Below are 17603 nucleotides of genomic sequence, written 5' to 3' on the forward strand. Positions count from 1 at the left end.
TTTGCAAATCCTCTTTAATTCATGCTTGACGATACTGTTGTCGACCTTTGTGACCAATGGTTTTGCCACTGATACTGAGTCTGGCACGGTAGCAGAATCAACGCCGCAGTCCATGCAGGCGGAGGCCGGACATGTCGAGGGATATATGACGCTACCGCTCGGTGACGAGGTGTTTGATGCGACGTTTGTGGCTGATAAAACCGGCCGTGATTACGGTAAAGTACTGATTCTTCCTGACCAAGATGGCAGCATTGATAGCTACGATTTGGTTCACACGTTACGTGTACGGCTGGCAGAGTCAGGCTGGTCAACAATGACGGTGGCATTGAGCTATCCGTATCAACCGCAACTGCTGTTGTCACCTAACGCTAATGATGAAGAACCAGTCGCCCAAATCGAAACGACCTCAGAAGCAGAAGTGGGTGAAAGTGCGACAACAAGCGATGATGATAATGCTGGACGAGTTGCCGCTGCGGTCGCTTATCTCAATGCACAGCAACCTGGACCAACCGTTATTATTGCAATGGGGAAAAGTGCTGAGTTATCGGCTACCGCCATCGCGCAAGTGGGTAAGGATAACGCGCTAATTTGGATAAGTCCTGAGTGGCAAGCGGAGACAGCTCCCGAAGCGCAATACGTGTTGGATATAACGCTTTCAGCTTCAGCATATGAAGAGACAACAAACGTGCAACAACGAGCCGTAATGATGCGGAAGAATGTGGTGCAATATTCACAACGCCAAATTCCGGGTGCAACAAGTAACTTTAATGGTTTTGAACAGCCAGTTTTTAATCTGATTAGAAACTGGCTATACAAAGCGTTTGCTCAAGGAGCAACAAGCTGATGCGTTTATATGGTGATGGCATGGTCGTGCATCAGTCGCAAACCGACGAAGGTGTCATTGAAGTAGTGGATACAGGTGACAGTCGTTCGATGCATTTTGGTACCTTCCCTCGCCAGAGTTCGATGCGAATCAGCATGCCACATGCATTGGAATTAAGTTATACCCAAGCGATGATGGGAAGCCTGTTACTCAACCCGACACCACGCAGAGCTTTGGTGGTCGGGCTTGGTGGCGGCTCGGTGGTGAAGTTTTTGCTCCATCACTTTCCAGACTGTCAGGTTGATGTGATTGAATACCGGCAAGATGTGATTGATGTGGCGCAATCCTATTTTGGGGTGCCAACAGACAATCCGAATCTTAATATTCAGTTAGGTGACGGCTACTTGCATGTAAGTCGCTGCTTTTATGACACGGATTTAAGTTATGACTTGTTGTTAGTCGATGCCTATGACCATAACGGCATGGCCGCGAGTGTTGGCGTGCAGGCATTTTTTGATGCCTGTGCAGGAATCATGACAGCGAATGGCGTTCTCAGCATCAATCTGTGGGGGAGTGAGCGCGCTAATTTCAATACCACTATGCAGCGTATTAACCAGAGCTTTGATAATCGCGCCATGATCCTGCCTGTAGAAAATAAAGGCAATGTGATTGCTTTAGCGACAAATTTCGATGTCAGTCATGCACAGTTGAAACAACTACGCAGCAAAGTCGATGACTGGGAAATGCGCTATCAAGTTAATCTACCCAAAGCGTTGCAGAATCTGATTCGACAAAACCGTAATTTTATCAGCCGGTTGTTCGCCTGAGCTATTGCTGAAAAGGATTGATTTGATAGTATTAGCTCAAAAAAAAGCGCCAGATGAGGGCATAAAACGTTGAACATTGCTGTGAAAGTTTCAGGTATGAATCGTAGTTTGATTGTCATGCTGGCGTGTCTAAGTCTGCTTGTCTGGCAGCAGCCTGTTAAGGCAACAGGCAATTATGAACTGGTGATTAAGCGTTCTGAAAAACGGCTACTGATACAAAAAGACGGTGAAGTTCTGCGTTCTTTCCATGTGGCGCTGGGCAGCGGTGGTAGAAAGGCCAAAATGAAATCAGGCGATCGACTGACGCCATTGGGTAAATATCACATCACGCAAGTACGTGACAGTGACCGTTTTCACATGTTTATTCAGCTTGACTATCCGAGTGTGCGAGATGCCATCACGGCTTTGAAGGAAGATCGCATCAGTAAAGCGCAATACCGTAAAATTCTGGATGCCCATATTTTCGGTAATTTACCGCCGCAAAACACGCCTCTCGGTGGTGCCATTGGTATTCATGGTATTGGTGTTGAAACTAAAGACAAGATTGAAATCCACGAAATTGCCGACTGGACAAAAGGTTGTATCGCCTTGCGTAATGACGAGATAGAACAACTCACTAAATACATCAGTAAAGGCACTCAAGTCACCATTACTGAGTAACGGCTAATTAAAATCACGGTTAGGCAATTGAATTTGGTAGAATAATTAGCGTTTCTACCGACTATTCCCCGAGGACTTATGCAAGCCGCGCCTGATCTATTTTCCTATCGCAAATTTTGGGCCCACCGATTTGGTGTCGCACCCGAGTTGCCGATGACTCGAGAAGAGATGGATGCGCTCGGCTGGGATTCCTGTGACATTATCATCGTGACTGGCGATGCCTATGTAGACCATCCCAGTTTTGGTATGGCCTTGATTGGGCGTTTACTGGAGTCTCATGGTTTTCGCGTCGGTATCATTTCCCAACCTGACTGGACCAGCGCCGAGGATTTTCAAAAGCTGGGCAAACCGAATCTGTTTTTCGGTGTAACCGGCGGTAATATGGATTCGATGGTCAATCGTTATACCTCTGACCGTAAGATCCGAAGCAACGATGCCTACACTGCCGGTGGCGAGGGTGGTAAGCGACCCGATCGAAGTGTGGTGGTGTATAGCCAGCGTTGCCGTGAAGCGTTTAAAGGTGTGCCTGTTGTTATCGGCGGGATTGAAGCCAGTTTAAGACGAATTGCCCACTATGATTACTGGTCCGAGAAAGTGCGTCGCAGTGTCATTATGGACGCGAAAGCAGATTTGCTGGTGTACGGAAATGGTGAGCGTCAGGTGGTTGAAATTGCCCATCGATTAGCTGCTGGCGAATCCGTTAAAGAACTGACCGATATTCGTGGCACGGCGTATACAACGAAGCCAGGTCAACGAGAAGGTTGGTGGGAAAAGAACTCCACCTCGGTGGATACGCCGGGCAAATTAAACCCGCCGATTGATCCGTATCAAATGCAGACAGAAGAGAGCTGCGCCGAAGAAAAAGCGAAGACCGAACAAGACAAAGCCGAGAAAACGGCGGGCAATGTCATCAAAATTCACCGTGTTTCACCACGAAACGCACACCGTACAGTGATTCGCCTGCCAGCTTATCATCAGGTGAAAGACGATCCGGTTACCTATGCACATACCTCACGTATTTTGCATCTGGAGACTAATCCGGGCAATGCACTGGCACTGGTTCAAGAGCATGGCAATCAGGATGTATGGTTGAATCCACCACCGATTCCATTAACAACAGCAGAAATGGATGCAGTTTTTGACCTGCCTTATAGTCGTGTGCCGCATAGCTTATACGGCAAAATGAATGTACCCGCTTATGAAATGATCCGTTTTTCGGTCAACATCATGCGCGGTTGTTTTGGTGGCTGTACTTTCTGCTCGATCACCGAGCATGAAGGACGCATTATCCAGAGCCGTAGCGAAGACTCTATTATTAAAGAAGTCGAAGCGATTCGTGATACTACACCGGGTTTCACCGGTGTGATCTCAGATTTGGGAGGTCCGACAGCCAATATGTATCGATTGGCGTGTAATGACCCAGAAATTGAGTCAAGCTGTCGGCGTTTATCGTGCGTGTATCCCGGCGTATGTAAAAACCTCAATACTGACCACACGCCACTCGTCAATTTGTATAAGCGTGCTCGTTCATTACCGGGCATTAAAAAAATCCTGATTGCTTCAGGTTTGCGCTATGACTTGGCTGTTTTGTCACCTGAATATGTAAAAGAGCTGGTCACGCATCATGTTGGCGGCTATCTGAAAATTGCACCAGAGCACACTGAAGAAGGGCCTTTATCGCAAATGATGAAGCCTGGTATCGGCACCTATGACAAATTCAAACAAATGTTTGATAAATACTCGAAAGAAGCCGGTAAAGAACAATATCTGATCCCGTACTTTATTGCCGCACATCCAGGCACGACCGATAACGATATGATGAATCTGGCATTGTGGTTGAAACGCAATGGTTTCCGCGCGGATCAGGTTCAGGCATATTTGCCGTCACCGATGTCAGCCGCCGCAGCGATGTATCACTCAGGCAAAGATACACTGCATAAAGTCAGACGGAAGGGCGGTGATATCATTGTACCTAAAGGCATAAAAATACGACGCTTACACAAGGCCTTTTTGCGTTATCACGATGCCGAAAATTGGCCGATGCTGCGGGAAGCGCTGAAGAAAATGGGACGAGCCGATCTGATTGGTAACGGTAAGAAGCATTTGATTCCTTCTTGGCAGCCAGCAGGAACCGGCGGCAAGGCTGAAGGTAAGCGTATTACTCGCAAGGCCAAAACGCCAAACAAAGGCGGTCAATTTAAAACACAGCACACGCGTCCAGGAAAAGTTAAGCCGGCTAGACGTCGTCGATAATAATTATTTTTCTTATTTGAGAAACATTTCGGTTTGAACTTGGTCTGTTGATGAATACTGAGTTACGCACAGGAATGCAATGCACTGGAAACAAGTTGAACGGCGCTATGATTTTTTCTCCATAGCTTTACACTGGTTTATCGCCGTCTTTACGGTGGCGTTATTTGTCTCAGGCCTATGGATGGTCGATTTGGGCTATTACGACGACTGGTATTATCAGGCACCGTGGTGGCACAAGGGTATCGGCATTATCACCGCATTGCTGGTCATCATGCGCTGGGTTTGGACACTGTTTCGACAATCGCCCGCTGATATCCGCTCTACACCGCTGTGGCAACACCTTGTTGCTAAACTCGTACATAAGTTGATGAATCTCTCAATCCTTGCTCTATTTATCAGCGGCTACGTTATGGTCACAGCTAAAGGTGACAGTCTCAACCTCTTTGACTGGCTTCTTATTCCCGCTTTATTTTCTGATAAATCACATTGGGTTGACCCTGCCGGGCTGATCCATTTATGGAGCGGATATTTCATTATCGCTTTGGCAACTCTACATGCGCTGGCTGCGATAAAACATCACTTTATAGATAAAGACGCAACACTAAAACGCATGCTCGGAATTAACACAGGAGAACTTGAATGAAGAAAACTATTTTGGCAATGTCTATGCTGGGTTTATCGGCATTATTACCCGCTCAGGCTGCGGACTATGTGATCGATACAGAAAAAGCACATGCTTTTGTTGATTTTCGAATCCAGCATTTAGGCTATAGCTGGATGAGTGGTCGTTTTAACGATTTTGCTGGCACATTTAGCTACGATGCAGATGATCCTGAAGCGTCAACCATTGATGTCACGATAGATGTGGCTAGTGTCGACACCAATTTTGCAGAGCGTGATAAACATCTTCGTGAGAAATTTTTAGAAACATCGGAGTATCCGCAAGCGTCATTCAAGTCGAAGTCTTTCAATAAGATGGAAGACGGAAGTTTAGTCGTGGTTGGCGATTTCACCCTACATGGCGTTACCAAAGAACTCAGTTTCCCTGTTGAAAAAGTGGGTGAGGGCGACGATCCATGGGGTGGTTACCGCGCAGGCTTTGTCGGTGAAACAAAATTCACCATTGCCGATTATGGTATTGATGTGAGCATGTTGGGACCGGCATCACAGGAAGTCTATTTAACGCTTTCTATTGAAGGTATTAGACAATAATCAAATTTGTTTAGCTAGCGTATAAAGCTGGTCAAACTCCTCATGCAAGCTGTTTGCTGGTAATGAACGCCCGGCGCGTTGATACCAGTAAGCAGCATTGCCATTATCGCCTTCTATGCGATGCAAGTATCCATGCACCAAACAAGCGAGATTATCATCATAAACTTGAATTATTTGATGTGCGCCATCCCAGTCGCCCTGTGCTGCTAACTCAAGTGATTGTAAATGTTGTGTTGCCATATCGATCTCTCCTGAAACTGATCTGACAACACCATGCTATAACAGATTGAATTAAATAAAAAATAACCTGCTTATTAATAACTACTCCCCAGCATCAGCAAACTCCCCACCAAGCCGAAAGGGGACGTGATAACAACAAAGACTAATTTAATCAATTCACGGAAAACGTAAATTAAATCAATAATCAGCGCCATGATTAACTCCTTTGAATCAGACGCTTGCATTATAATGTTGTGTTGTTACAGCCAAATGACCTGATATACCGCATTTTATGAATATTCTTGCATTAGATACCTGCACAGAAATGTGCTCTGCCGCCGTTATGATAAATGGCAAAATTTTCGAGCGTTCAGAACTAACCCAACGTGGTCACTCAGAAAAGATTCTGGGCATGTTGGATGCCGTTATGGCTGAAGCAAAATGCACATTAGCGGATATAGATGTTGTCGCTTTTGGGCGTGGCCCGGGTTCTTTTACAGGTGTACGAATTGGTGTTGGTGTTGCACAAGGTATTGCCTTTGCACGGCAACTACCTGTCATTCCTGTATCGACGATGGCAGCAGTAGCACAGCTCGCTATAGATAATCATGCGGCAACGCGGATAGCCGTTGCCATGGATGCCAGAATGGGCGAAGTTTACGCTGCCCACTTTGTTGCAGAGAATGGTTTGGCAGAAAAGCTAGACGAAGAACAAGTGTGTGCGCCAGATAAATTTCACCCTGCCGATAATGCGCAGTGGTTTGCAGCGGGTACGGGGTGGGATGAGTACGGCGTAGTATTAACACAAAATTTCTCCCAGAACATCAGTGACAAACAAGCTTTACTACCTACGGCTGCGGCGATTGCCAAGCTTGCATTTGCAGCGTCTCAAAAGGGACAAACAATTTCTGCTGAGCAGGCTGTCCCTGTTTACTTACGAGACAATGTGGCTAAAAAGAAAGGTGAGCAATAATGGTCACTAAGCAGGATGATATATATGCTTCCCCTTTAGACGAGATGGTCGATTTTCGTTTTGACGAGAAAGTGGTGAACGTCTTTCCAGACATGATTCAACGCTCCGTTCCTGGCTATGCCACATTGATTTCGAATATCGGCATTTTGGCATCTAAATATGCCGTCGCGGATAGCTATTGCTATGATCTGGGCTGTTCTTTAGGGGCTGTTAGTCTATCGATGCAGCAACGCATTAACGCCTCCGGATGCTCTATTCTCGCAGTGGATAACTCCAAGGCGATGATTGATAAAGCCAAACTGGTTTTCACTGCAAACGACGATTCCCCAACCCCAGTTGATCTTATCTGTGCCGATATCGCTGATATTGAAATTCATAATGCGTCTGTGGTGGTCATGAATTTCACCTTACAGTTTATTGCGACTGAGTTGAGACAAGCCTTAGTCCAGCGAATTTACGACGGGTTGAAGCCCGGTGGTGTGTTGATTTTGTCAGAAAAGTTAGCTTTTGATGACACGCAGCTCAATCAATTTCATATCGAATCACACCATGACTTTAAACGCGACAATGGCTATAGCGACATGGAAATCAGTCAAAAACGCTCAGCCTTGGAAAAAGTGCTACTTCCTGAATCGTTAGACACGCATTTACATCGATTACAGTCAGCTGGATTTACTTTCACCGAAAAATGGTTCCAGTGTTTTAACTTTGTCTCATTGGTGGCGGTTAAATGAGCGTCTATCAACCGCTTTTCAATTATCTGGATGATATGGGCTTATCGGCGTGGCGTGAACAGTTACAAAGCCAAATAGAAACGCAGTTGTCAGTGAGACGTCACGGTAAAATGCCTATGTGGCAAGAAGCGTTAAATGCGTTGCCCAATGTTGATTTATCAACAATGGAATTAAAAAACCGTGTCGATATTGGTACAGAAGGCGATTTGGACGGCTTTCCGAGGGAAACCTTGGTGGACTTGCTCAAAACCTTCCATCCCTGGCGTAAAGGGCCGTATCGCCTGTTGGGTATCGACATTGATACGGAGTGGCGATCAGATTGGAAGTGGGATCGTGTCTTACCACACATTCAGTCCTTACACGGCCGGCGTGTACTAGATGTCGGAGGCGGCAACGGCTATCACGGCTGGCGTATGCAAGGGGAAGGGGCTGAATTAGTGATTGGCATTGATCCGACGGCTGTGTTCACCATGCAGTACCAATTAATGCAGCACTTTATTAAAAGTGATAAACATTTTGTCTTACCCATTGGCATCGAACATATGCCGGAAAATTTGTCGTTGTTTGATACGGTTTTTTCAATGGGTGTGTTATATCACCGACGTTCACCATTGAAACATTTAATGGAGTTGCGAAGCTGCTTACGTCCGAAAGGTGAACTGGTTTTGGAAACGCTCATTATTGAGGGTGAGCTAGGCATGACATTGATGCCAGAAACTCGCTACGCCAAGATGAAAAATACCTGGTTTATTCCGTCAGCTGAAACCATGATGTTATGGCTACGTAAATGTGGCTTTAAGAATGTGCGCTGTGTTGATGAAAATGTGACGTCTCTTAATGAACAGCGACGTACTGACTGGATGACGTTTGAATCTTTAGCTGACTACCTCGACCCTACGGACAACACTAAAACCATAGAAGGTTATCCGGCGCCCATGCGAGGCGTATTTATCGCAACTGCGCCCTAGAGAGTGGTTGCGCCAGAGGAAATAGAAATCCATTGACCACTGCTATTTTTGCAAGCATCCAATGACTTCACTTCAGTGAATTGTTCTTTTTTAATCGTGAGTTCATAAGCGAGACAAGGGTAGTGACCGTAGGAGTAATGATGATCAATGACGATCTCATAAGCTGTGCCCGTCTGTTCATTTAACCAATAATGACGTGTACCAAGCGCTTCGGTTGATAGCACTTTTTGTGTTTGTTGCAGATCACTCGTTGTCATCGACGTTTCGGTATCAATACCGGCCTCAACGCCCGCGAGCAAATCGAGGGAAGCGTCAGCACTGGTGATAAATACGAAAGCGGTTATTGAGGTAACCCCCAAAAAACGTAACCTTTTAAACGACATATAGTTTCATTATGGAATACGGGTATGTTATTAAAATACGGTTGGCATTTTCACGGATGAGCAAATCATCCTATTAAGTCGGGAGTTTTTTCCCGAAACCGACTGAATGTTACCGTTAACTGCGTCACAACGTTCTAATTTATTCATTCGTTTTACAGATATTACCAAGGAGACGCAAGGCTGTTTGAACTTGATAAGTGAGCGTGTGGTGTTGCCTTAGATATTTTTGTTGAGTGATATAGGCTTCTCGTTCAAGTGCGATCCTTTCCTTACATGGCATTGGCATCTCTGTCATTTTTCCTGCTTGATGTTGCAGGTAATGCACCATTTCATGAACAACAAAACTTTTTGCTGTAATGCTGTCATTCAGGTTTAAAGACTCATCAAAAAAGATGGAAGCCGATTCGTGATCATAGTAGGCAACTGCATGACACCGTTGCCCTCCACAAAGTATCTCTTCTAGCTGTTCGTGAGGGACCGCAAGCACATTAGGAGGCGTCTCCGGCTCCGGGTAATGACTCAGGCTCGCTGCCCACATTACTAACCCTCCGACAAGCTGTTGCATCCCTTGCTCCTTGCAGTGACTGATACAGCATGGACAGTAAAGTACCAGACAGAGTTTCTGCTAGAGGAGAAATGCTGAAGTGGTAGAAGCGAAGGATATAAGCTCGGGTATGTCTTTAGATATTCTGCGAGTTGGTTATTCCGGATATAGTTCAGAATAAATTCTTCAACTAACTGAAAATCACATCGCGACAAAATTGCCCAGTATTATTAAGATTGTCCCGCAGACATAACCATCTTTATGAGAATACTTACCAGCAAGGCAATGAGTGAGCATTTAGCAGAAAGCAATGCATAGGATATGGCTGCCAGCCTATTTTTTAATACGTAAATGTGTAAGCAAGCAGACCGTTAGAAATGGCCATTAGCATGTTGGCGCAGTAGAAACAAAAAAGCCCCAAGTCGCAATGACTTAGGGCTTATATTTGGCGGAGGGACAGGGATTTGAACCCTGGAAGGTCGTTAAACCTTGCTGGTTTTCAAGACCAGTGCATTCAGCCGCTCTGCCATCCCTCCGAAGATGCGAAATAATACATAACATGGCCTTGTAACACAACCGTCAAAACAAAATTAATTGTCTCTCGTGTAATTCTATTGCCATTTAGAACTTATAGAGTAGGATGTTGTCATTGCATTTGAGATATTTCATCAACTTTAGTTACGGAGACATACTGATGGATTACAACGCACAATCGACTGTCGCACGTTCGCAACAGTCAGTTTTACAGACGAACAAGCTTTTGCGAAATACTTACAGCTTGTTAGCCATGACGCTGGTATTCAGTGCTATGACAGCAGGCCTGTCTATGGCATTTAATTTACCGCACCCTGGAATAATCTTAACGCTGGTAGGTTACTTTGGTTTGTTATTCCTGACGGCTAAGTTGCGCAACAGCGCATGGGGCTTGGTGTCTGTATTTGCTCTAACAGGCTTTATGGGCTTCACATTAGGGCCGATTGTTAATGCTTATTTAGGCCTGCCTAATGGCCATGAAATTGTAATGCAGGCGCTGGGCGGTACTGGCATTATCTTCTTTGCTTTATCTGCCTATGCAGTAAAAAGTCAGAAAGACTTTAGTTTTATGGGCGGTTTCCTGTTTGTCGGTATCTTGGTCGCTTTTCTCGCAGGCTTAGCCGCTGTGTTTTTCGAAATGCCCGGTTTGTCACTCGCGGTTTCTGCGATGTTTGTATTACTGATGGCAGGTCTGATTTTGTTTGAGACAAGCCAAATCGTAAATGGTGGTGAAACTAACTACATAATGGCGACGGTAACGCTGTATGTCAGTATCTACAACCTGTTTACCAGTTTGTTACATCTGTTGGGTGCCTTTGCTGGCGACGATTGATGAACTAACTGAATCAAACTGTTTTCTAAGTAAACCCCGCTTCGCGGGGTTTATTTTTATGGAGACAATAATGAAAATAAACTTAGGAAAATGGGATCGTCTTTTACGGATACTCTCTGGCGTAGTTATAATGATGGTTGCGTTGTATTATCAGAGTTGGTGGTTCTGGTTCTTATTAGGAGCTGCATTATTGCTTAACGGTCTGACGGGCCGTTGTGGTGGTTATGCATTATTTGGCTTCTCCACTGCTGATAAAACCTGTGACTTGCCGGATCAACAACAGCCCGGTAAATAAACGGATACAGAAATGACTTCATTACCAACACAATTAGTGGATCGCTTTGGAAGGCAAGTGACATACGTGCGTATGTCGATCACCGACCGTTGTGATTTTCGTTGTGTCTATTGCATGGACGAAGAAATGACGTTCATGCCACGTGAGCAGTTGCTGACATTAGAGGAAATCGTTTTTCTGATGCGTGCTTTTTGCGAACTCGGTGTGGAAAAAGTACGTATTACCGGTGGTGAACCACTGATTCGCCGCAATGTTGATTGGTTATTTGAGCAAATAGGGCAGTTAAAGCATGATACAGCGCTTAATGAGCTGACGCTGACGACTAATGGCTCTCAGTTGCCAAAACATGCTGAGGCGCTAGTTAAAGCCGGTGTAGACCGTATCAATATCAGTTTGGATTCCCTGAAAGCCGACAAGTTTAAAGCCTTGACTCGAACGGGCGAGCTTGAGCAAGTATTGGCTGGCATAGATGCGGCAAAACAAGCCGGCTTCAAACGCATTAAACTCAATGCGGTCATCATGAAAGGTCGTAATGAAGATGAAATTATCGATTTGGCGCAATTTGCCATCGATAACGAGATGGATATTTCTTACATAGAAGAAATGCCATTAGGGCACGTCGATCATGAACGCGGCGAGAGTTATTGTTCTAGTGACGAAGTGCTAGAGACATTACAAACACGCTTTGATTTGCAGCCAAGTATTGCCAAAACGGGCGGACCTTCACGCTATTATCAAGTCGCTGGTTCCAATAGCCGTATCGGCTTCATATCACCGCATAGCCATAATTTCTGTAGCACGTGTAACCGTGTCAGGGTGACAACAGAAGGGCGTCTCTTGCTTTGTTTAGGCCAAGAGCACTCTATGGACCTGCGTGACATTATTCGACGCCATCCGGGCGATATGGACAAACTTAAGTCTGCCATTGTGAAATCGATGGATATCAAACCGGAAGGTCATGACTTTGATATTGAAGCAAAACCGGTTATTTTCCGGCATATGAGTGTCACGGGTGGTTAACTACCAACCGCAAATGACCAATGCTGGTATTCACCGGCTACACAAAACAACCGTTATTAACGAAAACGGTGAAAGCCGAGAAATGGCTTTGACTGGTGAACGTCCTCTGACGATATATCTCAATACCATTGAAATTGTTACTTTGATGACGCTAGGGGCTCAACCTGAGTTGTTGACACTGGGCTATCTGCGTAATCAAGGTTTGGTGGATAAGCTTGATGATATTGAGTCCATACAGGTTGATTGGGATGTTGAGGCCGTTGCTGTCACGACACGAACACCAAAAGATAATATCAACGAATTAACATCACGACGAACGGTAACCAGCGGCTGTGGGCAGGGCACTATGTTCGGTCATGTGATGGACTCTTTATCTGATCTGAAACTACAGTGTCCAAGGTTCAGTGCTGAGTCACTTTATGCGGTGTTGAAGGCTTTGACCGAATACAATGAAATGTACAAGCAGGCCGGGGCCGTGCATGGTTGTGCTTTATGTGAAGGCACTGATATTCAGATTTTTGTCGAAGATGTTGGTAGGCACAACGCAGTAGATGCGATTTCAGGTTGGATGTGGCTGAATAATATAAAAGGTCACGATAAAGTGTTTTATACAACGGGGCGCTTAACCTCCGAAATGGTGATCAAAGTCGCTCAGATGCAAGTACCGTTACTATTGTCACGCTCTGGTGTGACTGAGATGGGGCTTAAACTAGCACAGCAGATTGGTATTGGCATGGTGGCACGAGCTAAGGGGCGACACTTTCTCGTCTATAACGGTATCGAAGCGTTTCAGTTGCCACAAACGGCAAACTAACTGTCTATTTCGTCGAGCTTTTCCAGTTGTTTTGCTTGATCCCAGAAGCTGTCTAATTCAGTCAGACTATAATCAGAAAAACGTTTTCCCTCAGCACTGACACGGGTTTCAACATAATTAAAGCGACGATAGAATTTCTGGTTACAACCCGCCAATGCTTGCTCAGGATTAATATCAAGATGTCTTGCCAGATTACAGCAGGCAAACATCAAATCGCCTAATTCAGACTGAATGAGACTTTTAGCCGAATGGTTGTTGATTTCGTGTCTTAACTCATCAAGTTCTTCTTGAACTTTGTCGATGACACCGCTGATATCAGGCCAGTCAAAGCCTATTTCCGCTGCTTTTTTCTGCATAGCAACAGCAAACGCCAGGGTATCCTTCTGATCGCAATCTACCCGGTTAAGTATGAATTCTTTTTCTGACATCGCTACGTTTGACGAGTGAACTTGATGATGTGACGTCGATCCCGCTTGCTAGGGCGACCTTTTTGCTGACGGAAGCCTAATGGCTCGTTTTTGATTTGCTCACGCAACGCTTCACGCTTTTTCTGGCTATCAGGTGTTTCTTGATAGAGTTGTTGCGCTTCTGTCGCTGGACGTCGTTGCAGATTGAGACCCGCTACAATAATTTCAAATTCGTAAGGTGGTTTTGAGATAGTCAGAGTATCTTCAACCCGCACCGTACGGCTGGGTTTGGCACGTTGCTTGTTGAGATGAACTTTGCCACCGTTGATGGCTTCAACGGCAAGGCTGCGGGTTTTATAAAACCGCGCAGCCCATAACCATTTATCTAATCGTTGTGATTCAGAACTTGTGTCCTGTTTCGCCATTAAGCCTTACCTTGGAGTTGCAGTAATATCGATTCATTTTCTAGTGTCGAAGTATCCTGCGTGATTTCTTCTCCCTTGGCAATAGCACGAAGCAGACGGCGCATAATCTTACCTGAACGGGTTTTAGGTAGATTGTCCGAATAACGAATATCATCCGGCTTGGCGATAGGGCCAATTTCAGTACCCACCCAATTACGCAATTCTTGCGTCATCTCATCGTCGATACCACCTTCAGGTCGCTCACCTTTCAACACCACATAAGCAAACACCGCTTCACCCTTAACATCATGGGGACGACCCACAACTGCGGCTTCAGCAACTTTAGGGTGAGCAACTAAAGCGGATTCAATTTCCATGGTGCCCAGTCGGTGACCAGAGACATTTAGCACATCATCAATGCGTCCCATGATCCAATAGAAACCATCGACATCCTGACGAGCGCTGTCACCTGCGAGGTAAAACTTACCATCGAAATAGGGCCAGTAAGTATCTTTGTAGCGTTGGTCATCACCCCAAATAGTTTGGATCATGGATGGCCAAGGTTTGCGTATTACCAGATAACCACCTTGATTTGCTTTGGTGATTTCTTCACCATCATCATTGACGATGGCGGCATCGATACCCGGTAATGGTCGGGTACAGGAGCCCGGTTTAGCATGCGTCACGCCTGGAACCGGGGCTATCATATGAGCCCCCGTTTCGGTTTGCCACCAGGTGTCGACAATAGGGCAACGACCACCACCAATGACATTGTAGTACCACATCCAGGCTTCAGGATTAATCGGTTCACCTACGGTGCCTAGCAAACGTAATGCAGACAGATCGTAACCTTTAGGAACATCATCACCCACTTTCATCAAAGCCCGAATAGCAGTAGGTGCCGTGTAGAAAATAGTGACGCCATGACGTTGGCAAACATCCCAGAAGCGGCCCGCATCCGGTACGGTTGGCACACCTTCGTAGATAACTTGGGTTGCGCCTGTGGCAAGCGGACCATAAGCAACATAGGTATGACCCGTAATCCAGCCCACATCAGCAGTACACCAGAAAACATCGCTGTCTTGGATATCAAACACCCAACGCATCGAGGTAATGGCATTAAGCAAGTAACCACCACAGCCATGTTGAATACCTTTGGGTTTACCGGTCGAGCCTGATGTGTAGAGCAGAAACAACGGATCAGCAGCATCCATCCACTCTGGTTCACAGGTGTCGGGTTGATCACGCGTGATGTCTGTCCACCAGACATCACGGCTTGGATTCATTCGCACATCATGGCCGGTACGTTTGAACACAATAACCGTTTCGACCGTGTCACACGCACCATCAAGCGCTTGATCGGTGGTGTTTTTCAGCTCAACGATTTTGCCACCACGGTGACCACCATCGGCAGTAATAACCAGTTTTGCACCGGTGTCTTCAATGCGGTCTTTTAATGATGAAGCAGAGAAACCTCCAAACACGACCGAGTGAATTGCACCAATACGGGCACAAGCCTGCATCGCAATCACCGCTTCGGTGATCATTGGCATATAAATAACAACCCGGTCACCTTTGGTAACACCCTGAGCCTTCAGCGCGTTAGCAAAGACGCATACCCGTTGATGAAGATCACGGTAGCTGATGTGTTCAACATCACCTTGTTCGCCTTCGAATATGATGGCTGTCTTATCAGCATTTTTTTCTAATTGGCGATCCAGACAGTTGTACGACACATTCAGTTTGCCGTCTGGAAACCAGCGGTAATGTGGTGCATTGGAGTCATCTAGTGTTTTTGCGAAAGGTTGTTTCCAATCAATTTCAGCACGGGCAACGTCTGCCCAGAAACCTTCATGATCTTGTTCAGCGCGTTGATACAACGCTTCAAGCTGTTCTGCATGCAGTGAAGCCGTATCAACAAACGCTTTGCTGGGGGGGAATTGACGGTCTTCGTGTAAGGTTGATTCGATATTTTCTTGAGCCATATAGCGACACCTTTTCATTATTATGTTCAGCCAGAGTACCACTGTACAACGGTTGAGATGGCGTGTTAAGCAGACACAAAAAACTCCCCCAAAAGCGAGTGAACTTAAGGGAGAGTGATTTGTTTAGTTGATTTCTAGAAGAAACCCAGCGGACTGGTGCTATAGCTAACCAGCAGATTCTTGGTTTGTTGGTAGTGTTCCAACGCCATTTTGTGCGTTTCACGACCAACACCCGATTTTTTGTAGCCACCAAAGGCAGCGTGAGCGGGGTAGGCGTGATAACAGTTAGTCCATACACGACCAGCCTGAATGGCTCGTCCCATACGGTATGCCAGGTTCATATCACGGGTCCACAAACCGGCCCCCAAGCCAAATTCGGTATCGTTGGCGATTTCCAATGCTTCAGCTTCATCTTTAAAGGTGGTGACTGAGACAACCGGACCAAAGATTTCTTCCTGGAAGATCCGCATTTTGTTGTGGCCTTTCATCAGCGTTGGCTGAATGTAATAGCCACTGTCGAATTCAGCACCTAATTGTTCTACAGAACCCCCCATCAGGACTTCTGCACCTTCTGCTTTACCGATATCAACATAACCCAAGATTTTTTCAAACTGCATTTGAGATGCTTGAGCACCGACTTGAACATCAGTATCCAGTGGGTTACCACGTTTGATTGCTTTGGCGCGTTCCATTACGATTTGGATGAATTCGTCGTAAATGCTTTCTTGAATCAATGCACGAGAAGGGCAGGTACAAACTTCACCTTGGTTAAAGAAAGCCAGGACCATACCTTCAGCAGCCTTTTCAATGAAGTCTTTTTCCTGATTCATGATGTCTTCAAAGAAGATATTAGGTGATTTGCCACCTAACTCTGTCGTGGAAGGAATGATGTTTTCTGCCGCACGTTTCATGATGTGCGAGCCGACAGGTGTTGAACCTGTGAAAGCGATTTTGGCGATACGTGTGCTAGAGGCTAATGCTTCCCCGGCAACACGACCCATGCCGTTGACGATATTGAGTACGCCGCCTGGCAATAAGTCACCGATAACTTCCATTAATTTCAAAATAGAAACCGGTGTTGATTCCGCTGGTTTCATGACAACGCAGTTACCGGCGGCCAGCGCGGGTGCCAGTTTCCATGCTGCCATCAGTAATGGGAAGTTCCACGGAATGATTTGACCCACAACACCTAAAGGTTCATGGAAGTGATAGGCAACGGTATTCTCATCGATTTCACCCATGGTGCCTTCTTGCGAACGCAGGCAGCCGGCAAAATAGCGGAAATGATCTGCCGCCAACGGCACGTCAGCATTTAGCGTTTCACGGACGGCTTTACCGTTATCCCATGTTTCCGCAACAGCGAGCATTTCGAGGTTTTCTTCAATACGATCAGCAATTTTCAGCAAGACTCTTGAGCGTTCTTGAACTGATGTTTTGCCCCATTGATCTTTGACGGCATGCGCCGCATCAAGGGCTAAATTAATATCTTCTTCGGTAGATTCTGGGATTTGGCAGAATACTTCGCCGGTGACTGGCGTAATATTATCGAAGTACTCACCTTTAACTGGGGCAACCCATTTGCCACCAATAAAGTTTTCATAGCGCGCGTCAAAGTTGACGACGGCACCTTCAGTTCCTGGTTTTGCGTAGATCATGTTTTTATCTCTCTCTGTCTAATAATTTATATATAAGTAATGATGCAGGATAAATCCGAGC

Annotated in this window: 20 protein-coding genes and 1 tRNA gene; 13 read left to right on the forward strand and 8 right to left on the reverse strand. The window is 45.8% G+C overall.

The features are described 5' to 3' along the window. Positions 1–25: 25 nt before the first annotated feature. The 6 genes from MDMS009_RS00705 (at position 26) to MDMS009_RS00730 (ending at position 5775) form a co-directional block, all read left to right on the forward strand. On the forward strand, positions 26–844 hold the full coding sequence (locus MDMS009_RS00705; RefSeq protein WP_043887688.1) for a DUF3530 family protein: 819 nt from the start codon (positions 26–28) through the stop codon (positions 842–844). Continuing rightward, entirely contained in the window at positions 844–1650 is an 807-nt protein-coding gene (locus tag MDMS009_RS00710; RefSeq protein ID WP_008289916.1) for a spermine/spermidine synthase domain-containing protein, read from the forward strand. Before MDMS009_RS00705 ends, MDMS009_RS00710 begins: the two co-directional genes overlap by 1 nt. Positions 1651–1719: 69 nt before the next feature. Beyond that, complete coding sequence (locus MDMS009_RS00715; RefSeq protein ID WP_237700441.1) at positions 1720–2310, forward strand: L,D-transpeptidase family protein; 591 nt, start codon at positions 1720–1722, stop codon at positions 2308–2310. A gap of 78 nt (positions 2311–2388) precedes the next feature. Continuing rightward, complete coding sequence (locus MDMS009_RS00720) at positions 2389–4563, forward strand: YgiQ family radical SAM protein (protein ID WP_043887689.1); 2175 nt, start codon at positions 2389–2391, stop codon at positions 4561–4563. 79 nt (positions 4564–4642) lie between these two features. Then, positions 4643–5206: a cytochrome b gene (locus MDMS009_RS00725; RefSeq protein ID WP_008289899.1), complete on the forward strand. Its 564-nt coding sequence runs from the start codon at positions 4643–4645 to the stop codon at positions 5204–5206. Beyond that, complete coding sequence (locus MDMS009_RS00730) at positions 5203–5775, forward strand: YceI family protein (protein ID WP_008290032.1); 573 nt, start codon at positions 5203–5205, stop codon at positions 5773–5775. The genes MDMS009_RS00725 and MDMS009_RS00730 overlap by 4 nt, the downstream gene beginning before the upstream one ends. On the opposite strand, the gene MDMS009_RS00735 is transcribed toward MDMS009_RS00730, so the two are convergent. Next, positions 5776–6015, reverse strand: a complete 240-nt coding sequence (locus tag MDMS009_RS00735; RefSeq protein ID WP_036313510.1) for a hypothetical protein — start codon at positions 6013–6015, stop codon at positions 5776–5778. It abuts the gene before it with no gap. Positions 6016–6286: 271 nt separating this feature from the next. Between MDMS009_RS00735 and tsaB the strand changes: the two genes are divergently transcribed. From tsaB to cmoB, 3 genes are read left to right on the forward strand one after another with little or no spacing between them, the layout of a single operon-like run. Further along, positions 6287–6967 (forward strand): tRNA (adenosine(37)-N6)-threonylcarbamoyltransferase complex dimerization subunit type 1 TsaB, encoded by a 681-nt coding sequence (gene tsaB / locus MDMS009_RS00740; RefSeq protein WP_008290068.1) that lies wholly within the window; start codon positions 6287–6289, stop codon positions 6965–6967. Then, on the forward strand, positions 6967–7701 hold the full coding sequence (gene cmoA / locus MDMS009_RS00745; protein WP_008289889.1) for a carboxy-S-adenosyl-L-methionine synthase CmoA: 735 nt from the start codon (positions 6967–6969) through the stop codon (positions 7699–7701). Before tsaB ends, cmoA begins: the two co-directional genes overlap by 1 nt. Beyond that, positions 7698–8669, forward strand: coding sequence for a tRNA 5-methoxyuridine(34)/uridine 5-oxyacetic acid(34) synthase CmoB (gene cmoB, locus MDMS009_RS00750; RefSeq protein ID WP_008289970.1), 972 nt, complete (start codon positions 7698–7700; stop codon positions 8667–8669). The genes cmoA and cmoB overlap by 4 nt, the downstream gene beginning before the upstream one ends. Here the strand turns inward: cmoB and MDMS009_RS00755 are convergent. The 3 genes from MDMS009_RS00755 to MDMS009_RS00765 all read right to left on the reverse strand — a co-directional run bounded on the left by MDMS009_RS00755 (position 8666) and on the right by MDMS009_RS00765 (position 10132). Beyond that, positions 8666–9052, reverse strand: a complete 387-nt coding sequence (locus tag MDMS009_RS00755) for a hypothetical protein (RefSeq protein WP_081443572.1) — start codon at positions 9050–9052, stop codon at positions 8666–8668. The two genes, cmoB and MDMS009_RS00755, sit on opposite strands and share 4 nt — an antisense overlap. A 139-nt stretch (positions 9053–9191) precedes the next feature. Next, entirely contained in the window at positions 9192–9617 is a 426-nt protein-coding gene (locus MDMS009_RS00760) for a hypothetical protein (protein WP_043887690.1), read from the reverse strand. 425 nt (positions 9618–10042) lie between these two features. Continuing rightward, positions 10043–10132 (reverse strand) — tRNA-Ser (locus tag MDMS009_RS00765). A 158-nt stretch (positions 10133–10290) separates the two neighbouring features. Here MDMS009_RS00765 and MDMS009_RS00770 point away from each other — a divergent pair. The 4 genes from MDMS009_RS00770 (at position 10291) to MDMS009_RS00780 (ending at position 13091) form a co-directional block, all read left to right on the forward strand. Next, a complete protein-coding gene (locus MDMS009_RS00770) occupies positions 10291–10962 on the forward strand; it encodes a Bax inhibitor-1/YccA family protein (RefSeq protein ID WP_008289959.1) in 672 nt (223 codons plus the stop codon). A gap of 70 nt (positions 10963–11032) precedes the next feature. Further along, positions 11033–11257: a YgaP family membrane protein gene (locus MDMS009_RS15975; protein ID WP_081443573.1), complete on the forward strand. Its 225-nt coding sequence runs from the start codon at positions 11033–11035 to the stop codon at positions 11255–11257. A 12-nt stretch (positions 11258–11269) separates the two neighbouring features. After that, on the forward strand, positions 11270–12277 hold the full coding sequence (moaA, locus tag MDMS009_RS00775; protein WP_008290101.1) for a GTP 3',8-cyclase MoaA: 1008 nt from the start codon (positions 11270–11272) through the stop codon (positions 12275–12277). Continuing rightward, the gene (locus tag MDMS009_RS00780; protein WP_008289845.1) at positions 12270–13091 is read left to right on the forward strand and encodes a formate dehydrogenase accessory sulfurtransferase FdhD; all 822 of its coding nucleotides are present in this window, start codon (positions 12270–12272) and stop codon (positions 13089–13091) included. Before moaA ends, MDMS009_RS00780 begins: the two co-directional genes overlap by 8 nt. On the opposite strand, the gene MDMS009_RS00785 is transcribed toward MDMS009_RS00780, so the two are convergent. From MDMS009_RS00785 to exaC, 4 genes are all read right to left on the reverse strand, one after another. After that, a complete protein-coding gene (locus MDMS009_RS00785) occupies positions 13088–13519 on the reverse strand; it encodes a MazG nucleotide pyrophosphohydrolase domain-containing protein (protein WP_043887691.1) in 432 nt (143 codons plus the stop codon). The genes MDMS009_RS00780 and MDMS009_RS00785 overlap by 4 nt on opposite strands. Before the next feature lie 2 nt (positions 13520–13521). Then, on the reverse strand, positions 13522–13923 hold the full coding sequence (locus tag MDMS009_RS00790; RefSeq protein WP_008290073.1) for an RNA-binding S4 domain-containing protein: 402 nt from the start codon (positions 13921–13923) through the stop codon (positions 13522–13524). Then, positions 13923–15887, reverse strand: coding sequence for an acetate--CoA ligase (acs, locus tag MDMS009_RS00795; RefSeq protein ID WP_008289988.1), 1965 nt, complete (start codon positions 15885–15887; stop codon positions 13923–13925). The genes MDMS009_RS00790 and acs overlap by 1 nt, the downstream gene beginning before the upstream one ends. A 134-nt stretch (positions 15888–16021) precedes the next feature. Next, positions 16022–17542 (reverse strand): acetaldehyde dehydrogenase ExaC, encoded by a 1521-nt coding sequence (gene exaC / locus MDMS009_RS00800; protein WP_008289941.1) that lies wholly within the window; start codon positions 17540–17542, stop codon positions 16022–16024. Between the last annotated feature and the right edge of the window lie 61 nt (positions 17543–17603).

This window comes from Methylophaga thiooxydans DMS010, from assembly GCF_000156355.1.
Classification (GTDB): Bacteria; Pseudomonadota; Gammaproteobacteria; order Nitrosococcales; family Methylophagaceae; genus Methylophaga; species Methylophaga thiooxydans.